Genomic DNA, 26,048 nt, shown 5'->3' on the forward strand with positions numbered 1-26,048 from the left:
GCGTTCCCCACTTTCACGGAGGCCGTAGGCTAAAGCGCAGTGGGTATGATGTCTATGTAAAATCATCTTACCGGAAGTTACCAAATGCAACGGATCACCATCACGCTGGATGAGGAACTGCTCGACGTCATCGACCGGCGGGTGGCGAGCCAAGGCTATCAGGGCCGCTCGGAGGCCATTCGCGACCTGTTGCGTGCGGGCATGCGCGAGTCTGAAACGTTGCCGGACGATGCCGCCTGCGTGGCCGTGGTCAGCTACCTGTACGACCACAGCACCCGCGAACTGCCCAGGCGGCTCAACCAGACCCTGCATGCCCACCACGACCTGACCCGGTCCACCTTGCACGTGCACCTGGACGCCGGCCATTGCCTGGAGGTCTCGGTGCTGCAGGGCGAAAGTGGCCGCATTGGCGAGTTGTCTCGGCAATTGATGGTCGAGCGTGGGGTGGAGCATGGCCAGGTGCAGGTGATGCCGGCGCCGGGTCAGGCCAAGGTGCGCTGAGGAACGGGATCGCTGCCCCAGCGCCGAGGCCAGGCAGCCGGGACCTCAGAGCAGGATGTAGTCGCTGTATTGCCGCAGCCCGCCATGCGCACCTTCTATCAAGTGCACATAGCGCCCGCCCACCAGGTCGACTGGCAGGCAATCGTCGACCTCAAGCACTGCATCGGTATGCGGCTTGAGCCAGCCTGCCTGCATGCGTTGCTTGCCCAGTTGCTTGGCCTGGGCCTTGTCCCTGGCCACTACCAGCAGGTAGCGATGCGCCTCACCGAACACCTGTGGCTCGTAGCCACCCAGGTTGATGAAGAACAGCCGCATGTCGTCCGGGCCTGGCGCCAGGGGGCTGAACGCGACACGGTAGCGGTCGATACCGTCGACTTCCAGCCACGAGTCGATATGCAGGCCTGCACGGCTGCCGAACCAGCCTTCGCGCAGTTGCGGGTACGCCTGCTGCAGTGAGTCCGCCTGCGCGAACAGCACGTCGTGCACCTCGATACTGGCCCGTGGGTGGCGGCCACCGAGCATGACTACGTACAGCATGAGCAATTCCTTCACAGGGCCGGAGCCACCTATTCTGCGGGTTATGAGGCCGGTCGACCATCGTCTCTCGACTCACCATTACCTGCCGGCTCTGGCGCCGGTCGCAGCGGCCCACGGGCGATCACTAAATATCAGCCGAAATCTATACAATAAAAACCAAAACCTATACATCAGTCTATTATTGTATAGGATTTACTGAGTCTGACATTTGCAAATGCCGCCCTGCGCAGCTGAAGCCTGCCTGATGGAGTACACGCCATGAATCTGCACAACCTGACGGAGCTGGCCGCAGCCGGTAACGTTCGAGAACTTGAGCTGCTGTCGCTGGAAGGCGGCTTTTACATCCTGCGCGCGCTGACCGAAGAAGGGCCGCTCACCCTCAGCGATGCGAACGGCCAGGCACTGCGCTTGCGCTCGACGACCGAGCTGCGCCAACTGTTGGCCGATCTGCCGCCCGTGCCTTGCATGCTGGTGCAACAGGTGGTGCATGACGAGATGTGCGGCCAGCGCAACGGCCCTGTCGAGCCCCTGCGCGTACCGGTGACGCTGGCCGGCCAGTGGTAGACCGTGCGATGCGCCTGGGCCTGGTGCTGGGGGATCAGCTGTCGTTCGACCTGGCGAGCCTGGCCACGCTGGACCCTGCACACGACGTTATCCTGATGGCCGAAGTGCAGGGCGAGGCGCGCTATGTGCCCCACCATCCGCAAAAGATCGTGCTCATCTTCAGCGCCATGCGCCATTTTGCCCAGGCGCTGCGTGATCGCGGCTGGCGGGTGGAATATGTGGAGCTGAACGCACCCGGCAACAGCGGCAGCATCGTCGGTGAGTTGCGCCGGTGGCAGCAGGCCCTGGGGGCGACGCACATCCACCTGACCGAGTGTGGTGAGTGGCGCCTGGAGCAGGCGTTGAACGATGCCGGCTTACCGCTGGTATGGCATCGCGATACACGCTTTCTGTGCTCGCGCGAGGCGTTCGCACGTTGGGCGAAAGACCGTCGCCAATTGCGTATGGAGCATTTCTACCGCGGCATGCGCAAGCGCTGCGGCCTTCTGCTGGAGCTCGATGGCAGCCCTGTGGGTGGGACCTGGAACCTGGACGGTGACAATCGCAAACCCTTGCCACGGGGGCTGCGTGGGCCATTCCCGGCGCGCTTTGAGCACGACGAAATCACCACGGCGGTCGTGGCGCTGGTCGGCGAATGCTTCAAAGACCACTATGGCGCGGTCGAAGGGTTCGACTATCCCGTGACCCATGAACAGGCCCAGCAGCTCTGGCAACATTTCCTCGAGTTCGGCCTGGCCGCGTTCGGCGACTATCAAGACGCCATGGCCGAAGGCGAGCCGTTCCTGTTCCATGCGCGAATCAGTGCGGCCCTGAACATCGGGCTGCTGGATGTGCGGCAGTTGTGCGACGACGTGGACAATGCCTGGCGTGAGGCGCGCATACCGCTCAACGCTGCTGAAGGGTTCATCCGCCAGCTGATCGGCTGGCGCGAGTATGTGCGCGGCATCTACTGGCTACGCATGCCTGAGTATGCCGCGCTCAACTACCTTGGCAACGACCGTGCGTTGCCGGAATTCTACTGGACCGGGCATACCCGCATGCGCTGCATGGCGCAGGCCATCGGCCAGACGCTGCAACTGGGCTACGCGCATCACATCCAGCGGCTGATGGTCACGGGCAACTTCGCACTGCTCGCCGGTATTGTGCCCAGCGCGATATGCGAGTGGTACCTGGCGGTGTACATGGATGCCTTCGATTGGGTCGAGCTGCCGAACACGCTCGGCATGGTGATGCACGCCGACGGCGGCTACCTGGGGTCCAAACCCTATTGCGCCAGTGGCCGTTACATCCAGCGCATGTCCGACCATTGCAAGGCTTGCAGCTACAAGGTCGAACATGCGGTAGAGGAGGATGCCTGCCCATTCAATGCGCTGTACTGGCACTTCATCATCCGCCATCGTGACCTGTTGGCCGGCAACCCCCGCCTGGCCTTGGTCTATCGCAGCCTTGAGCGCATGTCGGTAGCCAGGCGTGAAGGCGTGTGGGCGCGGGGCGAAGCCTTGTTGGCCCGCCTCGACAATGGCCAGAGCCTGTGAAATAACCGTTCGATAAGCGACCACTTTTCCATGATCTGCAGCTACCGCTGGGCAGCCATCATGCACATTTGTGATGGTCGCAGATCAACCGCTCGGCGCAGTGCTCGCAGGTTCTGGATGCCAAGCCCGGCAGCAGGGCGTTCAGCGCCAGGCTAGGGCTGATCATGAACCGATTCCGGGCCTTCTTTTTGCAGTTCAAGGTGAGCTGCAACCTGAAACCCGCCGCTCTCGATAAGGTGTTCACGCTTGAAACTTCATCAGCTCAAGGCGCTTGTCGCCATTCACCAGGGGGGGAGCATTCTCGAGGCCTCCAAGATCCTGCACATCACCCAACCTGCCCTGAGCCGTTCGATCAAGGAACTGGAGCGGGAGCTTGGGTTCACCCTCCTGCAGCGGTCGTACAAGGGCATGGCGTTGACCGATGAGGGCAAGCGCATCATCCGCCATGCCAACCTGGTGGTGGAGAGTATCCGCCGTTTGCAGATCGAGGCGGCAAGCATTCAGGATGCCGCATTGGGGGCGGTGTCGATCGGCGTCACCTCGCTGACGGCGATGCTTGACGGCGTGGATGAAAGCATCCTGGCTTTTCGGCGCAAGTACCCGCGGGTGAAAATTACCATCACCGACCTGCGTCCCAGCCAGATCCTGCAACGCCTGCGCGACGGTAGCCTGGACTTTGCCATCACCTCCCAGCAACCCTTGAGCCGTCTGAATCTGGATTGGGAGGCGGTGGGCAGCATCAAGGGCAAGGTGATCTGCCATGCGTCCAACCAACAGAAGTTTTCCCAGTCGCTGCGTTCGCTGCAGTACGCCAACTGGATCAGCCTGGACGAGTTGAGCGATCAGGCATCGCAGTTCCACCAGTTGTTCGAAGTCAACGGCCTTCGGGTGCCGCCGAACGCAGTGGAGTGCACGTCGATAATGATGGCCCTCAAGCTTTTGAAAAACACCGAGTCGCTGATGACCATCAGTGAACTGGCCGTGAACGACGCCACCACCTTTGCCATCCGGCCAGAGTTCATTCAAGTGGCGGTGCAGGAGTTGGTCCCCGACTATCCGATCAACCTGGTCTGCATCGACCGCGATAGCCTCACGGCTCCGGCTCAAGAACTCTTCCACAGCTTGCGCGCAAGAGTCCTCAAGACGCTGCCGCGTGACGTTTCAGAAGTGGTAGTACATGCCTAGTGAAACATTGCTTGGGTCATCGCCCACCTGATCGACAGGGGTGCCTGCGTAGGTCACCGATGACGCGCTCTGGTTGGCGATCATGCCCACCCGCGCATAGGCGGCCCAGCGCGGGTTGAAGAAATGGTCGTAGCCCAGCATCACGCCCAGCGCGTCTTTGTCGCGGGCCGACACCGACCGCTGGACCACCGCCAGCCTGAGCACGTCAAGCTTGCCCACCGGGGCCATCAGGCCGAAGGTGTAAACCGTGGTACTGGGTGTGCCGGCTTGGTCTACCTCCTGGCGTTGCCAGGTCAGGCTGGTGGACAGCGGGCCGAAATCATAGAACGCCGACAGGCTTGTGAAGTGGTTGGCAGTCTGTCGCGAGTTGCCACCATCGTCCCACGGGTCGCTGTAATACAGGTTGTAAGACCCAAGCAGCAGCACACGGCTGTTTCGGTACTGCAGCTTCGCACCCCCACCACGCACCGTACGACCCTGGCTGCCGACATCATCGAAGCCGAAGCTCACGGCCGTTGCGACGCTGAAGCCGTTCATGCTCGGGCTGGTGTAGGCCAGGGTGTGCTTGGGCCGCAGGTCGAGATAGTAGGCGCCTCTGCCGGCAGCAGGTATGGACAGAAACGTGTACGGTGAGCCGTATGCCGCCAGAAACGGGTCGGCGTAGGTCGGGGTGCTCACCCCGTAGGTTTTGCCGAACTCAAGCCTGCCCAGGCTGCGCGAACGCAGGGCGACCGTTGCCAGGCGCAGCGTGCCGATAGTGTCCCAGGTCCCCTCCATGGCCTTGCCGTTCAGATTGAAGCCTTCTTCGACGTCCAGTTCCAGCACCGTATCAGGGGCAACTGCTTTGCGGGCATACAACCCGAGCTTGTTGGTCCAGGCGCCGCCGCCTGCCAGTTGGAAACCTGAGTGGTGCTCGGAGTCGTGGTAGCTGGCGAATGCATCCACGGTACCGTAGACCTTCAGCTTGTCATCGAAACCCTGATCTACCCCGTAGTAACCGAACCCGGAAGCCAGCCGGTTGAGGGTAGGGAAGCCCTCGGCCTCAGCCTGCGTGGCAAGACAAATCCCTTGGCTCATCAACAGCAACGACACGGTGCGAGTGATGCAAGTATTCATTCACGACTCCAGGCACAGGACACGGTCGCGCTAGATTCGATGAACATCAGGTTGCAGCGTGATTGCTTGTTTGGCCAACGTATGCCTGTTGGTTAATAAGGTGGGTTGGACTTGGCAGGGCCGGGAAACGATCGCCACGAAGCGGCTGCCTGGCAGTGCGCGATCCCTGTTCCCAGCCCAGTGCGTGGCCGATTTCGGTGACCCCTATCGGGGCACAAGGACGATGCCAGGGCATCTGTGCGCCATGCCAAGGCAAAGCGGCCACATCAGCGCCAGGTCAATTAACCATTGGTTAGCTCATTGCCAAAACCGCAAGTGTGTTGGCAGCGCGATTGGCTGATAGTCACTGCATGCCGTGATTCGCCATCGGAGATAACAATGAACAGACCGCTACCTGCACCTACGATCCTGGAGGCCGGGCCAAAGCGTCATGCGCAGGCATCATCCTCGCGCAGAACCCTGATAGCGTGCTCACTGGGCAACGCGCTGGAGATGTACGACTTCACGATCTACAGCTTCTTCGCAGTGCTGATCGGCCGGCACTTCTTCCCGTCGGAGTCGGCACTGGCCTCGCTGCTGATGTCGCTGGCAACCTTTGGTGTGGGCTTTTTGATGCGCCCTGTCGGGGGCATCATCATCGGCCGGTACGCGGACAAGCATGGCCGCAAAGCCGCCTTGAGCCTGACGATCGGTTTGATGACATTGGGCACTGCCTTGATCGCCTTCGCGCCGACCTATTCGCAGGTGGGCATCTTTGCAACGTTCATGCTGGTCGCCGGGCGGCTTATTCAAGGGGTGTCGGCAGGTGGCGAGGTCGGTACCGCATCCGTTTACCTGATGGAGTCCAGTACTGCCGCCAAGCGCTGCCAGAGCGTGAGCTGGCAGGCGGCCAGCCAGGGGTATGCCGCGCTAGTCGGGGCGGGGTTCGGCTTCACCCTGAGCCAGTTGCTGGACCCGGCTAGCCTCGAGAGCTGGGGCTGGCGCATTCCATTCATTTTCGGCCTGCTGATCGGCCCGGTAGGCTTGTACATCCGCAACCGCCTACCCGAAACCCATGAGGCCGCTGCGGCACAGGAGGGCAGGCAGCCGCTGGACCCGGAGTTGCTCAAACGCATCGGCCTGGGCATCGGCCTGATGGCCAGTTCCACCATCGGCATGTACCTGTTCGTGTTCTACATGCCCACCTACCTGACGACCGCCATGCACTACCCGCAAAGCAGTGCCATGGCGATCGCCGGCATCAGCAGCGGCTGCATGGCGATCATATGCCCGCTGGCCGGCAAGTTCGCCGACAAGTACCAGCTCAGGAAACGCCTGCTGGTCTGGACCATTCTTGCGCCCGTGGTGCTGACGCTGCCGGTGTTCTACGTGCTTGGACACGTGCAGCACATGGGCCTGGCAATGATGTGTGTCGCGGCGTTGATTCTGCCGACCTGCATAGGCGCCGGCGCGTACTTCGCGTTGATCATGGAGGGCTTCCCCAAGGCACAGCGTGCCTTTGGCACCTCGGTCAGCTACAGCCTGGGGGTCACGCTTTTCGGTGGGTTTTCGCCACTGATCGCTACCTGGCTGATTGCCGCAATGGGCACGCCATTGGCACCGGCCTACTACCTGTTGGTGGGTGGTGCGGTAAGCCTGGTCTGCCTCAACTACTTCCCTGAAAACAAAGGATGCGAATGACATGGGTACCTTCGAACGAAATCAAACGCCGCAGCTGGCCGAAGATCTGGACGCGTTCATCAAGATCCGCCGCCAGATCCATGCCGCGCCAGAGCTCGGCGGCGACACGCCTGACACTGCTGCCCTGGTGGCTGAGAAGCTGCAAGCCTGGGGCTATGAGGTACACCGTAATGTGGGCGGGCACGGCCTGGTAGGGGTGCTTAAAGTGGGCGACAGCCCCCGCAGCATCGGGCTACGGGCAGACATGGACGCGCTGCCCATGAGTGAGAAGAACCCCTTCGCGCATGCCAGCAAGATCCCGGGGCGCATGCATGCCTGTGGCCATGACGGGCATACCGCGATCCTGCTGGCGGCGGCTTCGCGATTGGCTGCCACGCGCAACTTCAACGGTACCTTGAACCTGATCTTCCAGCCCGACGAAGAAGGCCTGGCCGGCGCCAAGGCCATGATCGATGATGGCCTGTTCGAGCGTTTCCCGTGTGATTCTGTGTACGCGCTGCACAACATGCCAGGCATGCCGGTGGGCACTTGCGTGGTGCAGAGCGGGCCGACCATGGCGTCTTCCCAGCGGGTGAGCATTCGCATCAGCGGCAAAGGCGGGCACGGCGCCATGCCGGAGCTTGCGGTGGACCCCATCTCGGCTTTGAATAGCCTGATCAGTGGCATCCAGACCATCAAGTCGCGCAACCTGAGCGTTGAAGAGTATGCGGTGATCAGTATCGGCATGATCCAGGCGGGCACGGTCTACAACATCATTCCTGATGAAGCGAGCATGTTGCTCAGCGTGCGCACCGATACGCCCGAAACCCAGTCGAAGATCAACCAGCGCATCGAGGCGCTGGTCAAGGGGCATGCCGAGAGCTTTGGGGTGGAGATCGCGCTGGACTTTACCCAGCTGGCGCCTGCGCTGAGCAACAGCGAGGCGCAAAGCGCACAGCTGCGTGAGAGCCTGCGCCCGCTGTTTGCCGAAGGGCAGATGCTGGCGCGGATGCCCAAGAAGGTGATGGGAACCGAAGATTTCGCCTACATGCTACAGGCGCGGCCGGGGTGCTACTTCATGCTGAGCAACGGCACAGGGGAGTTCCACGGCTGCTCGGTCCATAACCCGCACTATGACTTCAACGACGCACTGGTGAAGATCGGTTCCGATTGCTGGGTGAAGTGGGTTGAAGACTACCTGAGCTGATGTGGCGCAGGCTACGTGGCCTGCTCACGGCGATAGGCATAGGTTTCGGCGAAGCGCGACAGCATGTAGGCGCTGCACGAAACCGGCGGGTACTTGGGTGGGTTGTCGGGGCTGGAGCAGTTGGGCAGGCAACTGATCATCGTGTCCGGATGCGGTTCGGCAAAGAACGGCATCGAGTAACGGTGCGCGCCCTGCGGGCTGACGACCCGGTGGGGCGTTGAGGTGTACCTGTCGTTGCTCCAGCGCGCCATCATGTCGCCGATATTGACCACATAGGTGCCCTCGATCGGCGGCGCATCGATCCACTGGCCATCCACGCTCTGCACCTGCAGGCCGCCGGTGCTGTCCTGATACAGCAAGGTGACGCACCCGTAGTCGGTGTGCGCGCCGGCGCCTTGTTGGTCGGTGCTGCTGGCGGCCTGGCGCGGCGGGTAGTGGATCATGCGAAAAACGCTGATGGGGTTGGCGAAGCGCTGGTCGAAGAAATCCTGCTCGATGCCCAACGCCTGCGCCATCGCCCGCAGCAGGGTGAGTGAGAGGGCGTGCATGTCTTGGTAATGCGCTTGCAGCAGCGTCTCCCACCCGGGGATGGCGGGGTGCCGATTGGGCCCACGCAGTGGCTTTTTCGCGAGCACGTCGGGATGATCCGGGGCCATGTGAAAGCCCATGTCGAAGGTTTCCTTCAGGTCGCTCGGCCGGCTCGGGTCCAGCTGTTCGGTGGCGATGGCGCCGTAGCCGCGATGGTGCTCGCTCTGGGTGATGTCGATGCGCAGCTTTTCCTCGGCAGGGCAGGCGAAGAACTGTTCGGCGGCCGCTTTCAGTGCGCCAATGCGGCTGGCCGGGATGGGGTGCCCCTTGATGTAGTAGAAGCCCCACTGTCTGCAGGCGGCGTCGATCTGCCGGGCTACGGCCAGGCGGGCGGTGGGATCTTGCTGGTACAGCGGGCTGATATCGATGATCGGCAGGGTGTTCATGAATGGCTCCGTGAAAGGGCGGTGCAAGCGGGAGCGGCTGGCGCTCCCACCCGTGTTTACTTGGGCAGTTGCGCCGTGATGCCTTTGACGTAGTAGTTCATGCCTGCCAGTTCGGCGTTGCTGGCCACGGCGCCTGCGGGGATCTTGACCGCACCCGCCTGGTCCAGGATCGGGCCGGTGAAGGGGTGGAACGTGCCGTCCTTGATGCTGGCGATGATCTGTTCGGCGCCGCTTTTGACCTCGGCGGGTACCAGGTCACTGAGGGGCAGCTGGACGGTGCCATCGGCAAGCCCGCCCCAGTAATCCTGAGGTTTCCAGGTGCCGTCCATGACCGCCTGAGTGCTTTTTATGTAGTGCGGCCCCCAATTGTTGACGATGGAGGTCAGCACTGCCTTGGGCCCGAAGTGGGCCATGTCCGAGGCGTAGCCGACGGCGTAGATGCCACGCCGTTCGGCGGCCTGGATCGGTGCCGGGCTGTCGGTGTGCTGGAACAGCACGTCAACGCCTTGGTCGATCAGGGCGTTGGCGGCATCGGCCTCTTTGCCCGGGTCGAACCATGAGTTGACCCACACCACCTTGATTTCGGTACCGGGGTTGTATTTGTCCAGCGCCAACTGGATGGCGTTGATATCGCGCAGCACTTCGGGAATGGGGAAGGAGGCCACATAGCCGATCTTCTTGCTCTTGGTCATCTTCGCGGCCAGGTAGCCGCCAACGTAACGGCCTTCGTAGGAAGTGGCCAGGTAAGTACCAAGGTTCTTGTCCTGCTTGTAGCCGGTGGCATGTTCGAAGGTGACCTTCGGGAACTGCTTGGCGACTTTGGCGGTGGGGTTCATGTAGCCGAACGAGGTGGCGAACACCAGGTCATAGCCGCCCTTGGCCATGTTGCGGATGACCCGCTCGGCATCGGCGCCTTCGGGCACGTTCTCGACGAAGCTGCTGTCGACCTTGTCGCCGAATTGCTTGATCAGGGCCTGGCGGCCCTGCTCATGCTGATAGGTCCAGCCATGGTCGCCGATCGGGCCGATATAGACGAAGCCAACCTTCAGTGGATCGGCGGCGGCGGCGGTCAGGGCGGTGCTCAGGCCAATGGCGGCTGCCAGGGCGCGCAGCAGGTGTTTGCTTTTATTGTGAGGTTTCAAGGTGTGGCTCCTGTAGGTCTTCATATTGGCTGTGTAAGGCGCGTTGGTAATGCAAGAAAACAGAGCAGAGGGGCATCGATAGCGGTAGGCGCGAGGCCTCAGCGCCCGGTCTTCCACGGCTGGCCCAGTGAAACCGGGGCGTACAGGCGGGTTTTGATGGCATCGCGCGACAGCACCACCAGCACCAGAATCGTGGCCACATAGGGCAACATGGCCAGCAGGTTGGCAGGGAAGCTCACGCCGATACCTTGGGCCACCAGGTGCAGGATGCTCGCCAGGCCAAACAGGTAGGCACCGAGCAGCACCCGCAACACCCGCCAACTGGCGAATACCACCAGCGCCAGGGCGATCCAGCCGCGCCCTGCGGTCATGTTCTCCGCCCACATCGGGGTGTAGGCCAGCGACAGGTAACCCCCGGCCAGCCCGGCCATGGCACCGCCGAACAGCACCGCCAAGGTGCGCACGCGCAGCACGGGCAGGCCCATGGCGCTGGCGGCGTCGGGGTTTTCACCAACCGCCTGAAGGATCAGCCCGGTGCGGCTTTTGAGCAGCGTCCAGGCGATCAGCACGAACAGGCCGAAGGACAGGTAAACCAGTACATCCTGGTTGAACAGCATATGGCCGATGACCGGGATGTCCGCCAGCAGCGGTATGGCCAGCGGCTCGAAGCCACTCAGGGGCTTGCCGACCCAGGCGGTGCCGACGAAAGAAGACAGGCCGACCCCGAAGATGGTCAACGCCAGCCCGGTCGCCACTTGGTTGGCCTGGCAGCCGAGTGCTACGAGTGCGAACAGCGAAGCCAGCAGCATGCCGGCCAGGCACGCCATCAGCACGCCAAGCCAGAGGCTGCCGGTGGCGTAGGCGGCGATGAACCCTACCACCGCGCCGAAGAGCATCATGCCTTCCTGGCCGAGGTTGAGCACGCCGCTCTTTTCGCACACCAGTTCGCCCAGGGCGACCAGTAGCAGTGGGGTACCGCAGCGCACCATGGCGTAGAGAATGTTGCCAAGCAGATCGAGATCCATAGTCGAAGCCTCAGCCTGCACGCGGTGGGCGGCAGGTAAACGAAAAGGTCATGGGGAGTCAGGCACTGGCAGGTTTTGCCAGCGGCGCGCGCCGGCGCCAGTTCAGCTTCAGGCGTAGCCGGTAGAGGATCAGCACGTCGCAGGCCAGCAGGTAGAACAGCATCATTCCCTGGAACAGCCCGGTCAGCGATTGCGGCAGGTTCAGGCTCATCTGCGCGTTTTCGCCGCCCAGGTACAGCAGGGCCATCAACAACCCGGCGATCAGAATGCCAAAGGGGTTGAGGCGCCCGAGAAACGCGACGGTAATCGCCGCGTAGCCGTAGCCGGGAGATACCTGCGGCACCAGTTGGCCGATCGGCCCGCTGACTTCGCTGACCCCGGCCAGGCCTGCCAGGCCGCCGCTGATCAGCAGCGCCAGCCAGACCAGGCGCTTGTGGCGAAAGCCGACAAACCCAGCGGCGCGCAGGTCCTGCCCGAGCACCTTGATCTGGAAACCCAGGAAGCTCTTGTGCAGCAGCACCCACACCGCCACCAGTGCCATCAGCACGAAGTACAGCCCGATATGCAGCCGGCCATCCTCGAACAGCGCCGGCAGGCGGCTGGCATCTCCGAACATTGCCGACTGCGGGAAACTGAACCCTTCGGGATCCTTCAGTGGCCCGTGAACGAAGTACAAGAGCAGGTTCAAGGCGATGTAATTGAGCATGATGGTGGTGAGGATTTCGTTGGCATTGAAGTGCGTGCGCAGCCAGGCCGCGAGTGCCCCCCATAGCGCACCGGCCAGCGTGCCGGCGAGCAACACCCAGACCAGCGCCCAGCGGCTTTCCCACTCGATGAGGTGGATCGCCACGGCACTGCCGGCCAGGGCGCCGATCAGCAGCTGGCCTTCGGCGCCAATGTTCCAGATGCGGGCTTGGTAGGCCACAGCCAGGCCGAGGGCGCAGAGCAGGATCGGCAAGGCTTTGAGCAGCAGTTCCGAGAGGCCGTAAAGGTCGCTGATGGGTTCGATCAGCAACGTGTGAAAGGTCTGCAAGGGGGCATGCCCCTGGGCGCTGAACAGGATCGCCCCGCTGAGCAGGGTCAACAGGGCGGCAAGCAGGGGTGACACAACGAGCATGGCACGGGACTGCTGGGTACGGGGTTCGAGGGATAGCAACATGAGGGGTTCTCGTCAGGCGGCGTCTTGCGGGGCATCGAACTGGCCGGCCATCCAACCGCCGACCTCCACGGTATGGGCCTGCGCGGTGGCCTTGAGCGGCGACAGGCGGCCACTGCACAGCGCGCCGATGCGGTCGCTGATCTGGAACAACTCCTCCAGGTCTTCGGAAATCACCAGGATTGCTGCGCCGGCGTCGCGCAAGGCAATCAGCGCACGGTGAATCGCCGCGGCGGCTCCGACATCCACACCCCAGGTCGGGTGGGCAGCGATCAGCAGCTTGGGAGCCTGCAGGATCTCGCGGCCGAGGATGAACTTCTGCAGGTTGCCCCCGGACAGGCTACGTGCCGTGGCCCGGGCATCCGGCGCTTTGACCGCGAAGCGCTGGATGATCTGCTCGGCCAGCGCGAACACCTTGCCTGAACGGATCAGGCCGCGGTTGACCAGGCCCTGCTGGAAAGCGGTGAGCAGGGCGTTGTCGGCCAGGCTCATGTCCGGCACCGCGCCATGCCCAAGGCGTTCGGCCGGTACGAAGGCCATCCCCAGGGCGCGGCGGGCGTCGGGGTAGAGGTGGGCCATCGGCCGGTTGTCGAGGGTGATGCGTTCGCGGTCGCTGGCGGGCAGGCGTGTTTCACCACTGAGCAGGGCCAGCAGTTCGTCCTGGCCGTTGCCGGCGACCCCCGCGATGCCTACGATCTCGCCGCTGCGTACTTCCAGGCGCAGGTGTTCGAAGGACGTGCCGAATGGGTCTTTGTTGCGCCAGGTCAGGTCGTCCACCCGCAGGCGTGGCAAGCCCCCGGCGCTTTTCGGGTAACTTGCCTCCAGCCCTTCGGCATCGCCCACCATCATTCGCGCCAGTTGCAGATCGCTGCATTGCGCCGGGTCGCAAGCGCCGGAGACCCGCCCACCGCGCAACACGGTGGCGCCATGGCACAGGGCACGCACTTCGTTGAGCTTGTGGCTGATGAACAGGATGCTGCAGCCCTCTGCGGCGAGTGTGCGCAGGGTGACGAACAGTTCGTCGACCTCTTGCGGGGTAAGCACCGAAGTGGGTTCGTCGAGGATCAGCAGCTTGATCGGCTGCATCAGGCAACGCACGATTTCCACGCGCTGGCGTTCCCCGATCGACAGGCTGTGCACCAGGTGCTCAGGTTCCAGGCCCATGCCGTAGCGTTGGGACACTTCGCGGATGCGCGGCGCCAATTGCTTTGGCGTACCGGCATCGCGGCCAAGCGCCAAGGCAATGTTTTGCGCGACGCTCAGGGTTTCGAACAGGGAAAAGTGCTGGAACACCATGCCGATGCCCAACGCGCGGGCGCGGGCAGGGTCACGCATGCGCACGGGCTGCCCCTCCCATAGCAGCTGGCCGGCATCCGGCGCCGTGACGCCGTAGATGATCTTCATCAGGGTGCTCTTGCCCGCGCCGTTCTCGCCGAGCAGGGCATGGATTTCACCGGGCGCGATGCGCAGGTCGATGCGGTCGTTGGCCAAAGTGCCCGGGTATCGCTTGGTAATGGCACGCAGCTCGAGGCGCAATTGCGAGGGGGATGTGGACATGGGACTGCTCGGGGTCAGGGTGATGAGCAGTTGCACAGCAAAAACATGGCCAATTGGTCAGATTATTGTTCAAGGGCTTGTGTTAGAGGGGCTGCAGGGCGGGAAGGGCGCACGCTTGGTGAGTGGTCAAGCAGCGGTATGTGTGGTTTTGGGGCGCCAAGGTGCCAAATTGGGGCGCTGGGAGCAGGGGCTTGGGCGGAGCGCCAGGGTAGTAGGGTAGTGACGTCTTTAAGGGTGTGTTGGCGCCTTGAAACTCCGGGTGACTGGGCTGGCCCGATCGCCGGCAAGCCGGGCTCCGACAGGTTCACCGGGGGCCTGAGGGGCGTGTGCAACCTCAGGGGCGGCGCTGTGCGAGGCAGCTAGCCCGAAGTCGAGCAGCCCAGGCAAATCATGATGAGGACTAATGCAGCGTTTGCGGATCGGCTGGCTTTTGTATCTGTGCCAAGGCTGACTCTAGCAATTTGCGTAGGGCATCAAGTTCGTGGATTGAGGTCATGATCATCACGGACGCAGGTGCTTTCGGCTGCATCAACATCGCCTGCTGGACAACGACCTCGGCGCAAAGCGCGTAGTCGGCAGCCATCATCAGCGTGTCTTCAAGGGAGTGGAGAGTGTGGGGTGGGTCGGGGACTATCTTCAGCATGCTTTGGTATCCATCTTCAGGGCCACCAGCTACCTGCTGTCAAACAGTTAGGTGGCAGCTGTGCATAGGTTGACAGACCGGCGGATACCAGAACCGGTGCACGCGAACGTGCCCCATACACAGCCGCCATGAAAGGCAAAGCTCTGCAAGTATCTCGTCGCGACCTGTCAAAGTCGGTCGTTGATGTGCAACGACCCACCGAGCCTAAAACTGACAAATAACGACCGCAACGAAAAACAGGCGCCGTGAGTATCTTTGGGAAATGGACTACAGGAAAGGGAATAAAACTGAATTCTTCACTCGTCGTCTGTAACTGCATGTAGCACAGGCCGGCGTCCCTCTGGCTACCGCAGTGCCCTTGAGGTCGAGTGCCAGCCGCATGGCGCTGAGCTCAAAGGTACTGAAGGTTCTGCGGCAAGACCCTATGACCTTGACAAATTATTGGTTAACAAAAATAATCGTTAACAATGTTATCCACCTAACAATAACAAAGGATATTCTGTGCTCATGCAAGCGTTTATTGCACGTCCCTCAGCGGTCGCCGCTCGGTGCTGTCAAGGATTCCCGCCTATGTGGTGTGGCGCATCTCGGGGCCTGAACCCTACAAACTCCAATATCCATTCACTGCAGGAGGCAGCATGATGAGCCTTGGCAGAGGATTGCTCGTGCTGCTGCTTGGTGTTTGTACAGGTCTTGCCCAGGCTGCCAGTTACGCTCCGCCCCCGCTCAAGCTCGAACCCTTGGCGCGCTTCACGGTGGACCTGGTAGCGCCGGTGTGGGAGCTGGGCGAAACCAGCGCGCAGGGCAAGCGGCGTATCATCCCGATCACAGGCGGCCATTTCGAGGGGGCCAGGCTCAAGGGCACAATCCTCAATAACGGCGCCGACTGGCAGATCGTCAGCCCCGAGGGTGTGGCAATCATCGACACCCGCTACCTGCTGCAGACCGACGACGGTGCACTGATCTACCTGCGCACCGAAGGCTACCGTTACGGGCCGGCTGAGGTCATGAAGAAAGTTGCCGCTGGCGAAGATGTCGATCCCAGCCTCTACCAGTTCCGCATCACACTGCGTTTCGAGACTTCGGCGCCCCAGTACGCCTGGCTTAACCGCACGGTCGGCGTGGGTAGCGCAATGCGCTTGGGCAATGCAGTGGTCTACGATGCCTTTGAAGTTAAGTAGCTATAAATATTAACTATTGTTTTGCGGCTGTGCAGCTTGTTGCAGGTGAGCGGCTGCGCTGCCGGGTTCATACCGCAATCGCCTTATGCCAGAAGGCATCGAACTCCGTAGCCGCAGGTTATCCCGGTGTTGTTGGGTACATGTCGCAGCATCAGACCCCGACCTCACCGTCGATATCTTCGTGCAGATTTACCTGTTGTCCATATTGGCGCGGATGGTTTGCGCCAGGTCCCCCGGCAGTGTGGTGACATTGCGTTCGCTTCGGATATCAGCCTCCACACATCCAGGAATGCACCGATGGCAGTGGCTTCATGGTGGCGTCTATGCGGCTGACCACGCCCCCCATGCGGACGTCGAATGCGATGCTGCCACCAGAGTCGTGGCCCAAAGCTGGTGACGGACCTGGGCGCTGTGACCTGGCACTTGGAGGTCAACGTGGCGATGCAGGACGAGTTACACCATTTCTGGGGCATGACCGAATGTGAATCGCCCGAATTGCAATTTACCTGAAGATCCACGCAAACGTTTCCTGAGAGATTCGCAATAAATATCCATTCCTAGGAGGTTTTTAGCAATCTAGTGAATCCAAGCTGGCGTCCTCGCGAAAACAACGCAATCCTGGCAAACCACAACAGGTATAAATTGGATCCAATACTTTGATTAGAGCGGTTGCCCCATGCGGCGGCCCATTACAATCATCGACAGGCCAAGGAAAACGCCGCCATGATGCTGAAGGATCCATCCACGAAATACCGCCATTTCAACGTAGTCGACCTGCCGGACCGCACCTGGCCAAGTCAGGTGCAGCAAAAGGCGCCTGTCTGGTGCAGTGTCGATATGCGTGACGGTAACCAGGCGCTGATCGAGCCGATGAACGCCGAGCGCAAGAGGCGCTTCTTCGACCTGCTGGTCAAAGTCGGCTTCAAGGAAATCGAGGTTGGCTTCCCGGCCGCTTCGCAGACTGATTTCGATTACGTGCGCGAGCTGATCGAAAGCGGCGCCATCCCCGACGATGTCACCATTCAAGTCATGACCCAGGCGCGCACGCACCTGATCGAGCGCACCTTCGAAGCGCTTAAAGGCGTGCCGCGAGCGATCGTGCATGTCTACAACGCCACTGCACCAGTATTCCGCGAGGTGGTGTTTGGTGTCGACCGCGCTGGCTGTATCGACATCGCCACCCAAGCCACCCGTGAGATCAAGGCGCTGATGCAGGCCAATGCGCAAACCCAGTGGACCTATCAGTATTCGCCTGAAACGTTCTGTTTCACCGAGCTGGATTTCGGGCTGGAAATCTGTGATGCGGTGATCGCCGAGTTCAAGCCGACGCCGTCCAACAAGATGGTCCTCAACCTGCCCACCACTGTCGAAGTGTCTACCGCGAACGTGTTCGCCGACCAGATCGAATGGTTCTGCAGGCATGTGAGCCATCGTGACAGCGTGATCATCAGCGTGCACCCGCACAATGATCGTGGAACCGGGGTTTCCACTGCCGAGCAGGCCTGCCTGGCCGGTGCGCAACGGGTCGAAGGCACCTTGTTCGGTAATGGCGAGCGCACTGGCAACGTCGATATCCTGACCTTGGCCATGAACCTGTACACCAGTGGTATCAGCCCTGAGCTGGACTTCTCGGACATCATCCATGTCCAGCGTGAGGTCGAGTATTGCAACCAGCTGCCCACGCACCCTCGCCATCCCTATGCCGGTGAACTGGTGTTCACCGCTTTCTCCGGCTCCCACCAGGACGCGATCAAGAAAGGCTTCGCGCACCGTCGCGACAACCCTGATGGCTATTGGGAAATCCCCTATCTGCCCATCGACCCCGCTGATATGGGGCGTAGCTACGAGGCCGTGATACGGGTCAATAGCCAGTCGGGCAAGGGCGGGGTGGCGTACCTGCTGGAACAGCAGGGCATCGTGCTGCCGCGCCGCCTGCAGATGGAATTCAGCGGCCTGGTGCAGCGTGTTGCTGATGCCAAGGGCCAGGAAGTGACCAGCGACATGATCCTGTCCTGTTTCAACGAGAATTATCTGCAGCAGGGCCAGCCTTACATCCTGAGCCAGCCCATGCTCACCAGTGACGAAGCCACCACCTACGTGACTGCGCAATTGCTCGTCGACGGCGGCCGTTTGCCATTGAGCGGTGAGGGTAACGGGCCGCTGGCCGCGCTGGTCAACGCCTTCGCCGCGCACGGCTTGCATTTCGACATCGCTGACTACCATGAGCATGCGGTACGTGATGGCGCCCAGGCCGAAGCGATTGCCTACGTGGAGATCCGCGTCAACAGTCAGATGCTGTTCGGCGTTGGCAGAGACAGCAGCATTCTCCAGGCCTCGCTGCAGGCACTGGTCAGTGCCGTGTGCAGGGCAACTCGCCAGGGCCTGCTCAAGCCTTTGGGCAACACTGTCGTCACGGCCTGAGGCACTCGCGGCATGGAAGCGTTAGGAATGGACTACGGGCACGGTGAGGTGGTGGCCAGCCACTGCCACGCCGATGATCAGCTCATCTACGCCGCCAGGGGTGTGATGCGAGTGAGCAGCGACGGTGGCAGCTGGGTGATCCCCTACGGCCACGCGCTGTTTGTTCCAGCGGGGTAAGCCTGGAGATCCGTATGGGAGGCGATGTCTCCCTGCGCACCTGCTGAGCTCGCAGGTCGACCCCTGCCAGATGACCGTGGTGTCCGGCTTGTTGCGCGAGCTGGAAACGGCGCAGCGGATCAACGCGTTCGTAGCGGTGCCACACCCCGCAAGGCTGCGCGCTTGGTGTGAACACTTCTTCGATGACCCCGTGCAGGACCGCACACTCGACAGTCAGGCCAGACTTTTTGCGGCAACCTATGGGTTGGCCTCTTCCCAATCGCTTCGCGTTGCAGTAATCAGCGCATCCCAGTCATCAGCAGGGTTGCCGCGGCCCAGCATCCTCTCGAATACGGCTTAGGGATCGGATTTACTGCCTGCGGAGCGTAGCGTGTTTTCGTCGTTGACCCATGCATAGACGATGACCTTGGACCTTGAGTCATAGCGAAAGAACAGCCGAAAGCGCCTGCCGATTTTTGCACGGCGCCAATGTCGGTAGGCGGTGCCCAGCGTATTGCCTTGGCGGAACTCATCACGGCCCGGATCGGCAGGCACAGCCTCCAGGATCAGATGGCTCAATGCCCGAAACAGCTTCACGTTGGCGTTGCTTTCAAAACCTTGCGGGTCGTTCTGCTCGGCCCGGGCGGCGGCTTCTTGCAATTTGCGTAGCTGTAAAATCACACCTTCATGGAACAACAGTGTCCAGCCATGTCGCAGCATCAGAGCGCGACCTCACCATCGATATCTTCGTCCAGGTTTACGGAGTGGTTTGCGTTGGCGAGCATGGTTTGCGCCAAGTCTTCCGGCAGGGTGGTGAGGTTGCGGCCGCTTCGGATATCAGCCTCTAGCAAACCCAGGTATGCACCGATGGCAGGGTCTTCGTGGGTGGTCTCTACGCGGCTGACCACGATTTCGCCCCCGCGTACGTCGAATGCGATCTTGCCTCCAGTGTCTATGCCCAAAAGCTGGCGAACGGATTTGGGCAGTGTGATCTGCCCCTTCGAGGTTAGCGTTGCGATTTCGTGGATGGCAGGCATGTGCGTTCTCCCGGATGTATTGATTGGAGGGTAAGGAATAATCCTTACTTGGTCAATCTTGGTTTTCTGCTGACCAAGCATAAGCAGGGTGAAAGCTCAGAAGCACATCCGGATGAGTTACACCACCTCCTGGGACACGATCCAGTAAATGTCACGAAGCATTGGGCGCGACAGACGCTGCGATCGCGCAAACGGAGGCAGCGCTTGAGTCGTGCCAGGCAGGGAAGTATAGGGATGCGTTGTCGGGGAGGTTGGAAGAGCTGAAACGGCGAGCAAGTACCCACTGACCGAGGACTTAGAATTGCCTCGGGCCATTCTCAAACGGCTGCATTTGTCCGATTTCTGCCGATGGACACAGGCAGCAATCGGCCGACTTCAGGCGGTCTAGGACAAAGCCCTAGAGGCTGTCAGGGTCGCCAAAGAACATCTGAATCCGCGACCTCAACCAGCGCTCCGCCGGGTCATTGTCCTGCGCCCCTCGCCAAGCCATGTGCAGCTCGAAGCTGCGCACCGTTATCGGCAGGTCTTCAGCCCGCAAGCCGCCCGCAGCCGTGAGTGCATCAGCGGTGTAATCGGGCACCGTGGCAACGATATCGGTCCCGGCCAGCAGGCTGCCCAGGCCGTTGAATTGCGGCACGGCCAGGACCACATGGCGCTTGCGGCCGATCTCTTCCAGCGCTTCGTCGATGAAACCGGACAGGTCGCCTGCGAACGACACCAGTGCATGGGGCCGTGCGCAGAAGTCATCGAGGGTGATGCTGCCGGGTACGCTGTCGGCGCGCAGCAGCTTGGGCATGCTGCGGCGCAGCACCTTGCGCTTGGCATTGGCGGGCAGTTCGCTGGTGTAGCTCACCCCCACCGAGATTTCACCGGAGGCCAGCAGGGTAGGCATGAGCAGGTAATTGACCCGGCGCACCACCAGCACGATACCGGGCGCTTCGGCGCGGATGCGCTTGAGCAACTGCGGCAGCAGGGCGAATTCGGCGTCGTCCGACAGGCCGATGCGGAACACCGCGTTGCTGGTGGCCGGGTCGAATTCGGCGGCGCGGCTGACGGCGGTGGAGATGGAATCCAGCGCCGGCGACAGCAGGGCAAAGATTTCATGTGCCCGTGCTGAAGGCTCCATGCTGCGGCCGGTGCGCACGAACAGCGGGTCGTCGAACAGGTTGCGCAGGCGCGACAGCGCCGCGCTGATCGCCGGCTGGCCGAGGAACAGCTTCTCGGCGGCACGGGTCACGCTACGCTCGTGCATCAGCGTTTCGAACACGATCAGCAGGTTGAGGTCTACACGACGCAGGTCGTTTCGATTCATCGGTGCGCTTCGCCTAAAGTGGGGCAGGGGTGAATCTTAAGGCCAAAGGCTGTTAACCTGCACCGATTTGTGGGGGCCAATGCACAGAAATGTGAGGTGCCCAATCGATGACAGGCATGTCGACTATTAATAGCCACTGATGGTCTAACGGCTAAAGCCCGGATAAAGTCCGTGGTAATACGAGATTCACAAAGGCGAGGTATGCGATGTCCCGCATGATCCGGTTCCACAAGTTCGGCGCTGCCGAAGTGCTCCGCTGCGAGGAGCAGGCCGAACCGTCAGCTGCTGTCGGCGAGGTGCAGATCCGCGTCGAGGCCATTGGCGTGAGCTGGTACGACGTGCTCTGGCGGCAGAACCTGGCGCCATCCCAGGCCCGTCTGCCTGCGGGGATCGGCCACGAGATGGCCGGCGTGGTGACTGCGGTGGGTGAAGGTGTCGATGACATTGCAGTGGGCGACCGGGTGGCCAGCTTCCCGGCGACCAGCGCCAATGATCACCCGGTGTATGGGGATGTGATCGTCCTGCCGCGCACGGCGATTACCCGTTACCCGGATATCCTCACGCCGATCGAGGCCAGCGTGCATTACACGCCGCTGCTGATCGCCTACTTCGCCTACGTCGACCTGGCCAGGGCCAAGGCCGGGCAGACCGCGTTGGTCACCGATGCCAGCCACTGCGCAGGGCCCGCCTTCGTGCAGTTGGGCAAGGCCCTGGGCCTCAAGGTGTTCGCTGCCACCAAGGAGCCGGAGCAGCGCGAGTACCTGCTGGGCCTGGGTGCTGACAAGGTGATCGTCACCGAAGAGCAGGACTTGCTCATGCAGGTGGGCAAGTACACCGATGGGCGCGGCGTGGATATGGTCCTCGATGGCATGGGCGGCCCGCAGATGTCGCTCCTGGGCGACGTGCTCGCGCCACGCGGCAGCCTGGTACTGTATGGCCTGCAGGGGGGTAACCAGACACCTTTCCCGGCCTGTGCGGCGTTCCAGAAGAACATTCAGTTTTACGTTCACTGTATCGGTAACTTCACCGGCAAGCCGGAACTGGGCATTAGCCAGGACCAGGTTGCGTTGCAGCGCGCCCTGCGTGATATCAACCAGTTCACGGCTGACCAGTTGCTGACACCGCAGATCATCAAGGTGTATCCGTTTGATCAGGTGGTTGAAGCGCACCGGTACATGGATGAGTGTCCTTGTGGCGGCAGAGTGGTGCTAGACCTGGGCGTGGCGTGACAGGCGTTGGATGTACAAGAAAACCCGGGCTTGGCTCGGGTTTTTTTTTGCAGGTTCACCGCTCGTTCAAGATGCGACCGGGCAAATGCCTTGACCGCAACGCCATTAAACCCAGGGCGTGTAGTTCCAGTACCTTACCTCCAACTTTCCGTGAATAGTCTATTGCTTGGGATTATTCCTACAACTAACTAGTACCCATCCTACATAAACAGTCATTCCCACTTCGCGTGCCCGCACATCCTTTGAAAATTCATTGTCTTTGAAACTCCCCGGCCTCTGGCGCACAGTGACTTGTCATTCGGCTGAATGGTTTTTTTACCGGCATCTGTATCTTTTAATCGTTGAGCAACGCTTGATAATGGCGTAATGATGCTTTACGCAAGGAGCGTGCAATGGAGAAGAACAACCCTGGCTTTCGGTATTCTGGCGCAGCGCCGGGCTCACGCGGGGGTTCATTTTTATCAATGTCATGGCGACAGTAATTCGTCACTTCAGTTTCTCTTAAAGACTTGTAGGAAGTTTCTTCAGGCTTGATTCGCCGCTTATTCATTCATGCAAAAGTGCATCGTTGGCGGTGGAAAGCATGAAGTAGTGAGGTGACATGTGAGCAATATCCACGACCAAGCTATGCACCATATCTACCAGCAGGTGCTGGATCGCGTGCTGGGCCATATGTCCCAGGTCCAGCGGGCCTCTTTACAGCTGTTCATTCAGCGCCTGCTGGTAGCCGCAGGTGGCCCGGAATACATCGGTACCTTCAAGTTGCTCGTGCTGCTAGGCGCAGACTGCCATAGCGCCCGGCTGCTGGCGGTCTTGCGTGCGGCCCAGTTGAGCATCGCCCAGCGTGCACCTGTCACCTTTCAGTTGCAGGTGGTGGCTGTATGCCTGCCTGCGGCCAGCGGCGCGCTTCTTGAGCAACATGAGCGTGTGTTCAGTGCCTTGTTTCTGCATGACGATCCTCGTGTGCAGTTGCAGATGCTCGAAGCCGGGCAGTTGGTGTCGTTCACCCGAAGGCCCTATCTGGAGGTCGCACCCTGGGCGCTGGCGCGCGATGCTCTGCTTGTGTTCGGCCATCTTGTCGATGCGCGGCCTGAAGCACTTTTGGGCAGCCGCACGCACCTGGAGCTCGGCGCAGCGCTGTGGCTGGCGCTTGAAGGCCAGCCGGCAGTCGATGCAATGGTAACCGCCATGCCTGCGCGGCAGCGGCTGCGTTACCTGGCATGGGCGCGCAGGGGCCTGCGCCAGTCGGGTGACGGGGGGACGGCAAACCTGCATCAATGCATGGCGACGCTTGCCGAGCGGTTGAGCCAGTTGCACAACACTGCCGGCACCTCACTTGGCGAGCCCGAAAAGCCGGGCACCGGGCGCTGCTCGGAGTTTCCGATCAGGTTGATTACCATCGACGACCTGATGCCCCAGCTGCTGAGTGGCGATGAGCTGGACTCGATGATGGAATGCCGCTTCGAAGCGGTGCACAAGGCCATGCCCCTGGCGAGTTTTCTTGACCCGCTGGCCTTGGCCCAGTTGCATGAATTGCTGTCGCGCTGCAATGCGCCTGTGCAGGCAAGCCCGGCGCAGCGTCTGCATTGCGAAAGGGCGCCAGCATCGCAGCACAGCCGTTTTGCCAAGGCCTATGGCCTTGAGCGAACTCAGCTCGTTTGCATGCTGCACAGCCCGTTCGCCAACAAGGGGCGTGGGCTGGAGCGCTTTCTGCAATGCTGCCACGCCGATATGTTGGTGGCTCTGCCTTATCTGCACCGCGTCATGCAGGGCAAGCCGTGTCCCGACCCTGTCAAGGATTGGTTGGTGAACACCAGTGGTTTGTCCCTCGCCCAACTGCGGGCCATTTACGAAGGGCGTTTGAATCACAGCACCTGGGCCTTGCTGGCCAACCTGGCGCGACGTGATGTGCATCTGGGGCTACTGGCCTGCCGGCCCGCTGCTGCTTCGATTGTCTGCGGGGGCTTACCTGATGGGGCGTGAATTCGCCTACCAGACGGTGTATCGATATCTGGAAGCGCTGATCGATGAGGCCGCGCGGGGAGGGCAGCGCCGTTTGCCCTCACTGCGCGCCCTTTCGCGGCACCTGCGCGTTTCATTGGCCACTGTGCAAACGGCCTACGGGTTGCTGGAACATGAAGGGCGGGTGCTGTCGGTACCCAAGTCCGGGTACTTCGTGCCCGCGGGAGTCATTACCGGCGTAGCGGCCACTGCCGAGTCGGACCAGGCCGTGCTGGCGCATCCGGCGATGGAGCGTGTCTTGTTCGCTCACGAACGACGGCTGGCGCGACAGCGGGCCTGTTCATCCTCCGGCGCCCAGAGTTCGGGAGAAGTTCGCCTGCGGCACATACTGGCCGAACGTTATACCCGAGCGTCCCGGCAATCCTGGCGTGCTGAGGATGTGCACCTGGGGCCCGACGTGCAGGCTTTGCTGGAAACGCTGCTGGAAGCATTGGCATTGCATGGCAGCACGGTGCTGGTCGCATCGCCGTGTTGCTGGCGTTTGCTGAGGGTTTTGCAGCGCTTTGGTCTGCACGTGCTGGAGATGCCCGTGGACAACCACGGCAGCCCCGACCTCGGCAGCCTGGCGCGCCTGCTGGGGCGTGAGTCGGTACGCATGATGGTCATACCGTCTTGCCTTGGCATGCCCACGGGGCGGTTGATGTCACAGCAGGTCCAGCGGCAGATTGCCCACTTGCTGGCCGCGCATCCCGTGTGGCTGCTGGAGAACGATCTGGACAGCGAGTACTGTTTCGATACACCGCCTGTGGCACGTTTGCGTGACTGGGTCGACCAACGTTGGCTGTTGGTGCTGGGGTCGCTGCAGGCGTTGGTCGGTGCCGAGGCGCCCTATGCGTATGTGCTGGGCCTGCATGGCACCCTTGCCGAACGGTTTTCCCGACGGGCGTTCCAGCTGCCGCCCGTGCGTCAGCAGGCATTGGCGCAGATGCTCGGCAATGGTGAGGTCGACGGACAGTTGAGCCGGCGTCGGCTGGAGCTGCGCAAGCGTATGGAGCAGTTATGCCATCAACTCACTGTTTGCCTGGGCGGGCAAGTGGCCTTCGACATGCCTGACGGGGGGTATGTCCTGTGGGTGCGCATGCTTGGGCCAATCGCCCTCGAGCGCATCGCGGCAGCATTGTCTGGCCCGGCCTTGCAAGTCCTGGCAGGTGCGCGGTTCAGTTTGCAGGGGCGTTATCAGCACTACCTGGCTTTCACCTGGGCAGGCGACCGGCCAGAAGCGCTTAGCGAGGAGCTTCGCCGGTTGAAGCAGCTGTTGCTACCGCGTCGCGGGCGCCAGGCTGACAGCAAAAGCTGATCGCCTGCCCTGGCAGGTCACGTATCATGGCGCCCTGTTCGTTCACACTCAGGAGCATCTGCATGGGCACCCCACATTTCCGTCAACCTGTTCCACAGGATGCCGAACGCTGCTACGAGATCGAAATCGGCGCGTACGAGGGCGATGAGGCCGCGACCCTCGAAAAGATCCGCACCCGCATCGCGCAGTACCCAGAGGGTTTTCTCCTGCTTGAGGTCGACGGCCGTGTCGTTGGCTTCATCAACAGTGGCTGCGCCCACGACGTGGTGATGTCCGATGAGGCCTTCAAGGAGCTGGTAGGCCACGACCCGGCGGCCGCCAACGTGGTGATCATGTCCGTTGTGGTGGATCCGGCTCATCAGGGCAAAGGCTACGCGAAGCTGCTGATGGACACCTTCGTGCAGCGGATGACCGCGCTGCACAAGCGCACCATCCACCTGATGTGCAAGCAGCAGCATGTCGAGCTGTACCGCAAGATGGGGTATCACTACGTGAAGCCATCGCCCTCGGACCACGGCGGCATGGCCTGGCATGAGATGGTCATGACGCTCTGAGGTGGCCCACGCACCATTCGTCGGGCGCTGGCCGACCT

General features: G+C 61.5%; 23 protein-coding genes and 1 pseudogene. 13 read left to right on the top strand and 11 right to left on the bottom strand.

Translation table 11 applies throughout. The features are described from left to right. Positions 1 to 84: 84 nt before the first annotated feature. Positions 85 to 501, top strand: a complete 417-nt coding sequence (gene nikR, locus ACIPZH_RS17960; protein ID WP_241803762.1) for a nickel-responsive transcriptional regulator NikR — start codon at positions 85 to 87, stop codon at positions 499 to 501. 45 nt (positions 502 to 546) lie between these two features. Here the strand turns inward: nikR and ACIPZH_RS17965 are convergent, their stop codons facing one another. Beyond that, complete coding sequence (locus ACIPZH_RS17965; RefSeq protein WP_241803761.1) at positions 547 to 1,038, bottom strand: DUF1543 domain-containing protein; 492 nt, start codon at positions 1,036 to 1,038, stop codon at positions 547 to 549. A gap of 258 nt (positions 1,039 to 1,296) precedes the next feature. Between ACIPZH_RS17965 and ACIPZH_RS17970 the strand changes: the two genes are divergently transcribed. From ACIPZH_RS17970 to ACIPZH_RS17980, 3 genes are all read left to right on the top strand, one after another. Then, positions 1,297 to 1,602, top strand: coding sequence for a DUF6482 family protein (locus ACIPZH_RS17970; protein WP_400637143.1), 306 nt, complete (start codon positions 1,297 to 1,299; stop codon positions 1,600 to 1,602). An 8-nt stretch (positions 1,603 to 1,610) separates the two neighbouring features. Beyond that, complete coding sequence (locus ACIPZH_RS17975; RefSeq protein WP_400637235.1) at positions 1,611 to 3,137, top strand: cryptochrome/photolyase family protein; 1,527 nt, start codon at positions 1,611 to 1,613, stop codon at positions 3,135 to 3,137. A 246-nt stretch (positions 3,138 to 3,383) separates the two neighbouring features. Continuing rightward, positions 3,384 to 4,322, top strand: a complete 939-nt coding sequence (locus ACIPZH_RS17980; RefSeq protein ID WP_241803758.1) for a LysR family transcriptional regulator — start codon at positions 3,384 to 3,386, stop codon at positions 4,320 to 4,322. On the opposite strand, the gene ACIPZH_RS17985 is transcribed toward ACIPZH_RS17980, so the two are convergent. Beyond that, positions 4,299 to 5,438 (bottom strand): porin, encoded by a 1,140-nt coding sequence (locus tag ACIPZH_RS17985; protein ID WP_400637145.1) that lies wholly within the window; start codon positions 5,436 to 5,438, stop codon positions 4,299 to 4,301. The genes ACIPZH_RS17980 and ACIPZH_RS17985 overlap by 24 nt on opposite strands. A 378-nt stretch (positions 5,439 to 5,816) precedes the next feature. Between ACIPZH_RS17985 and ACIPZH_RS17990 the strand changes: the two genes are divergently transcribed. Next, positions 5,817 to 7,118 carry an MFS transporter gene (locus tag ACIPZH_RS17990; RefSeq protein ID WP_267816559.1) on the top strand — a complete coding sequence of 434 codons (1,302 nt, stop codon included), beginning with the start codon at positions 5,817 to 5,819 and terminating at the stop codon, positions 7,116 to 7,118. Between the two features lies 1 nt (position 7,119). Beyond that, positions 7,120 to 8,304, top strand: a complete 1,185-nt coding sequence (locus tag ACIPZH_RS17995) for a M20 aminoacylase family protein (RefSeq protein ID WP_400637147.1) — start codon at positions 7,120 to 7,122, stop codon at positions 8,302 to 8,304. Positions 8,305 to 8,315: 11 nt separating this feature from the next. On the opposite strand, the gene ACIPZH_RS18000 is transcribed toward ACIPZH_RS17995, so the two are convergent. The 6 genes from ACIPZH_RS18000 to ACIPZH_RS18025 all read right to left on the bottom strand — a co-directional run bounded on the left by ACIPZH_RS18000 (position 8,316) and on the right by ACIPZH_RS18025 (position 14,801). Beyond that, positions 8,316 to 9,278, bottom strand: a complete 963-nt coding sequence (locus ACIPZH_RS18000) for a 2-oxoglutarate and iron-dependent oxygenase domain-containing protein (protein ID WP_400637149.1) — start codon at positions 9,276 to 9,278, stop codon at positions 8,316 to 8,318. A 56-nt stretch (positions 9,279 to 9,334) separates the two neighbouring features. After that, on the bottom strand, positions 9,335 to 10,444 hold the full coding sequence (locus tag ACIPZH_RS18005) for a BMP family ABC transporter substrate-binding protein (protein ID WP_400626559.1): 1,110 nt from the start codon (positions 10,442 to 10,444) through the stop codon (positions 9,335 to 9,337). Between the two features lie 74 nt (positions 10,445 to 10,518). Further along, on the bottom strand, positions 10,519 to 11,445 hold the full coding sequence (locus ACIPZH_RS18010; RefSeq protein ID WP_400626557.1) for an ABC transporter permease: 927 nt from the start codon (positions 11,443 to 11,445) through the stop codon (positions 10,519 to 10,521). A 58-nt stretch (positions 11,446 to 11,503) separates the two neighbouring features. Continuing rightward, positions 11,504 to 12,604 carry an ABC transporter permease gene (locus ACIPZH_RS18015; RefSeq protein ID WP_400626555.1) on the bottom strand — a complete coding sequence of 367 codons (1,101 nt, stop codon included), beginning with the start codon at positions 12,602 to 12,604 and terminating at the stop codon, positions 11,504 to 11,506. A gap of 12 nt (positions 12,605 to 12,616) precedes the next feature. Then, complete coding sequence (locus ACIPZH_RS18020; RefSeq protein WP_400637151.1) at positions 12,617 to 14,158, bottom strand: ABC transporter ATP-binding protein; 1,542 nt, start codon at positions 14,156 to 14,158, stop codon at positions 12,617 to 12,619. Positions 14,159 to 14,558: 400 nt separating this feature from the next. Continuing rightward, complete coding sequence (locus tag ACIPZH_RS18025; protein ID WP_267816548.1) at positions 14,559 to 14,801, bottom strand: hypothetical protein; 243 nt, start codon at positions 14,799 to 14,801, stop codon at positions 14,559 to 14,561. Positions 14,802 to 15,439: 638 nt separating this feature from the next. Between ACIPZH_RS18025 and ACIPZH_RS18030 the strand changes: the two genes are divergently transcribed. The 3 genes from ACIPZH_RS18030 (at position 15,440) to ACIPZH_RS18040 (ending at position 18,580) form a co-directional block, all read left to right on the top strand. Further along, positions 15,440 to 15,982, top strand: coding sequence for a DUF3237 domain-containing protein (locus ACIPZH_RS18030; RefSeq protein WP_349975751.1), 543 nt, complete (start codon positions 15,440 to 15,442; stop codon positions 15,980 to 15,982). A 723-nt stretch (positions 15,983 to 16,705) separates the two neighbouring features. Continuing rightward, complete coding sequence (gene leuA, locus ACIPZH_RS18035) at positions 16,706 to 18,403, top strand: 2-isopropylmalate synthase (RefSeq protein ID WP_400637153.1); 1,698 nt, start codon at positions 16,706 to 16,708, stop codon at positions 18,401 to 18,403. Between the two features lie 12 nt (positions 18,404 to 18,415). Then, positions 18,416 to 18,580 carry a hypothetical protein gene (locus tag ACIPZH_RS18040; RefSeq protein ID WP_400637155.1) on the top strand — a complete coding sequence of 55 codons (165 nt, stop codon included), beginning with the start codon at positions 18,416 to 18,418 and terminating at the stop codon, positions 18,578 to 18,580. A 237-nt stretch (positions 18,581 to 18,817) separates the two neighbouring features. Here ACIPZH_RS18040 and ACIPZH_RS18045 read toward each other — a convergent pair. The 3 genes and pseudogenes from ACIPZH_RS18045 to ACIPZH_RS18055 form a co-directional block, all read right to left on the bottom strand. Next, a pseudogene (locus tag ACIPZH_RS18045) lies at positions 18,818 to 19,279 on the bottom strand (type II toxin-antitoxin system YhaV family toxin). Then, positions 19,279 to 19,596 (bottom strand): type II toxin-antitoxin system PrlF family antitoxin, encoded by a 318-nt coding sequence (locus tag ACIPZH_RS18050; protein ID WP_400637157.1) that lies wholly within the window; start codon positions 19,594 to 19,596, stop codon positions 19,279 to 19,281. Before ACIPZH_RS18050 ends, ACIPZH_RS18045 begins: the two are co-directional and overlap by 1 nt. A gap of 397 nt (positions 19,597 to 19,993) precedes the next feature. Further along, the gene (locus ACIPZH_RS18055; RefSeq protein WP_241803743.1) at positions 19,994 to 20,908 is read right to left on the bottom strand and encodes a LysR family transcriptional regulator; all 915 of its coding nucleotides are present in this window, start codon (positions 20,906 to 20,908) and stop codon (positions 19,994 to 19,996) included. A gap of 206 nt (positions 20,909 to 21,114) precedes the next feature. On the opposite strand from ACIPZH_RS18055, the gene ACIPZH_RS18060 reads away from it, so the two are divergent. The 4 genes from ACIPZH_RS18060 (at position 21,115) to ACIPZH_RS18075 (ending at position 26,010) form a co-directional block, all read left to right on the top strand. After that, the gene (locus tag ACIPZH_RS18060) at positions 21,115 to 22,137 is read left to right on the top strand and encodes a zinc-dependent alcohol dehydrogenase family protein (RefSeq protein ID WP_241803742.1); all 1,023 of its coding nucleotides are present in this window, start codon (positions 21,115 to 21,117) and stop codon (positions 22,135 to 22,137) included. 603 nt (positions 22,138 to 22,740) lie between these two features. After that, positions 22,741 to 24,120, top strand: coding sequence for a hypothetical protein (locus tag ACIPZH_RS18065; RefSeq protein WP_349975691.1), 1,380 nt, complete (start codon positions 22,741 to 22,743; stop codon positions 24,118 to 24,120). Next, positions 24,110 to 25,456, top strand: a complete 1,347-nt coding sequence (locus tag ACIPZH_RS18070; RefSeq protein WP_400637237.1) for an aminotransferase class I/II-fold pyridoxal phosphate-dependent enzyme — start codon at positions 24,110 to 24,112, stop codon at positions 25,454 to 25,456. The genes ACIPZH_RS18065 and ACIPZH_RS18070 overlap by 11 nt, the downstream gene beginning before the upstream one ends. Positions 25,457 to 25,518: 62 nt before the next feature. Next, a complete protein-coding gene (locus tag ACIPZH_RS18075) occupies positions 25,519 to 26,010 on the top strand; it encodes a GNAT family N-acetyltransferase (protein ID WP_267816486.1) in 492 nt (163 codons plus the stop codon). Positions 26,011 to 26,048: the final 38 nt, after the last annotated feature.

The sequence above is a fragment of the Pseudomonas sp. NPDC089758 genome, from assembly GCF_044748705.1.
Classification (GTDB): domain Bacteria; phylum Pseudomonadota; class Gammaproteobacteria; order Pseudomonadales; family Pseudomonadaceae; genus Aquipseudomonas; species Aquipseudomonas putida_X.

Bases quoted from the DNA above. Each gene is read 5' to 3' on its own strand.
- nikR (WP_241803762.1), top strand. From the start codon at position 85: ATGCAACGGATCACCATCACGCTGGATGAGGAACTGCTCGACGTCATC.
- ACIPZH_RS17965 (WP_241803761.1), bottom strand. From the start codon at position 1,038: ATGCTGTACGTAGTCATGCTCGGTGGCCGCCACCCACGGGCCAGTATC.
- ACIPZH_RS17970 (WP_400637143.1), top strand. From the start codon at position 1,297: ATGAATCTGCACAACCTGACGGAGCTGGCCGCAGCCGGTAACGTTCGA.
- ACIPZH_RS17975 (WP_400637235.1), top strand. From the start codon at position 1,611: ATGCGCCTGGGCCTGGTGCTGGGGGATCAGCTGTCGTTCGACCTGGCG.
- ACIPZH_RS17985 (WP_400637145.1), bottom strand. From the start codon at position 5,438: ATGAATACTTGCATCACTCGCACCGTGTCGTTGCTGTTGATGAGCCAA.
- ACIPZH_RS17990 (WP_267816559.1), top strand. From the start codon at position 5,817: ATGAACAGACCGCTACCTGCACCTACGATCCTGGAGGCCGGGCCAAAG.
- ACIPZH_RS17995 (WP_400637147.1), top strand. From the start codon at position 7,120: ATGGGTACCTTCGAACGAAATCAAACGCCGCAGCTGGCCGAAGATCTG.
- ACIPZH_RS18000 (WP_400637149.1), bottom strand. From the start codon at position 9,278: ATGAACACCCTGCCGATCATCGATATCAGCCCGCTGTACCAGCAAGAT.
- ACIPZH_RS18005 (WP_400626559.1), bottom strand. From the start codon at position 10,444: ATGAAGACCTACAGGAGCCACACCTTGAAACCTCACAATAAAAGCAAA.
- ACIPZH_RS18010 (WP_400626557.1), bottom strand. From the start codon at position 11,445: ATGGATCTCGATCTGCTTGGCAACATTCTCTACGCCATGGTGCGCTGC.
- ACIPZH_RS18015 (WP_400626555.1), bottom strand. From the start codon at position 12,604: ATGTTGCTATCCCTCGAACCCCGTACCCAGCAGTCCCGTGCCATGCTC.
- ACIPZH_RS18020 (WP_400637151.1), bottom strand. From the start codon at position 14,158: ATGTCCACATCCCCCTCGCAATTGCGCCTCGAGCTGCGTGCCATTACC.
- ACIPZH_RS18025 (WP_267816548.1), bottom strand. From the start codon at position 14,801: ATGCTGAAGATAGTCCCCGACCCACCCCACACTCTCCACTCCCTTGAA.
- ACIPZH_RS18030 (WP_349975751.1), top strand. From the start codon at position 15,440: ATGATGAGCCTTGGCAGAGGATTGCTCGTGCTGCTGCTTGGTGTTTGT.
- leuA (WP_400637153.1), top strand. From the start codon at position 16,706: ATGATGCTGAAGGATCCATCCACGAAATACCGCCATTTCAACGTAGTC.
- ACIPZH_RS18040 (WP_400637155.1), top strand. From the start codon at position 18,416: ATGGAAGCGTTAGGAATGGACTACGGGCACGGTGAGGTGGTGGCCAGC.
- ACIPZH_RS18050 (WP_400637157.1), bottom strand. From the start codon at position 19,596: ATGCCTGCCATCCACGAAATCGCAACGCTAACCTCGAAGGGGCAGATC.
- ACIPZH_RS18055 (WP_241803743.1), bottom strand. From the start codon at position 20,908: ATGAATCGAAACGACCTGCGTCGTGTAGACCTCAACCTGCTGATCGTG.
- ACIPZH_RS18060 (WP_241803742.1), top strand. From the start codon at position 21,115: ATGTCCCGCATGATCCGGTTCCACAAGTTCGGCGCTGCCGAAGTGCTC.
- ACIPZH_RS18070 (WP_400637237.1), top strand. From the start codon at position 24,110: ATGGGGCGTGAATTCGCCTACCAGACGGTGTATCGATATCTGGAAGCG.
- ACIPZH_RS18075 (WP_267816486.1), top strand. From the start codon at position 25,519: ATGGGCACCCCACATTTCCGTCAACCTGTTCCACAGGATGCCGAACGC.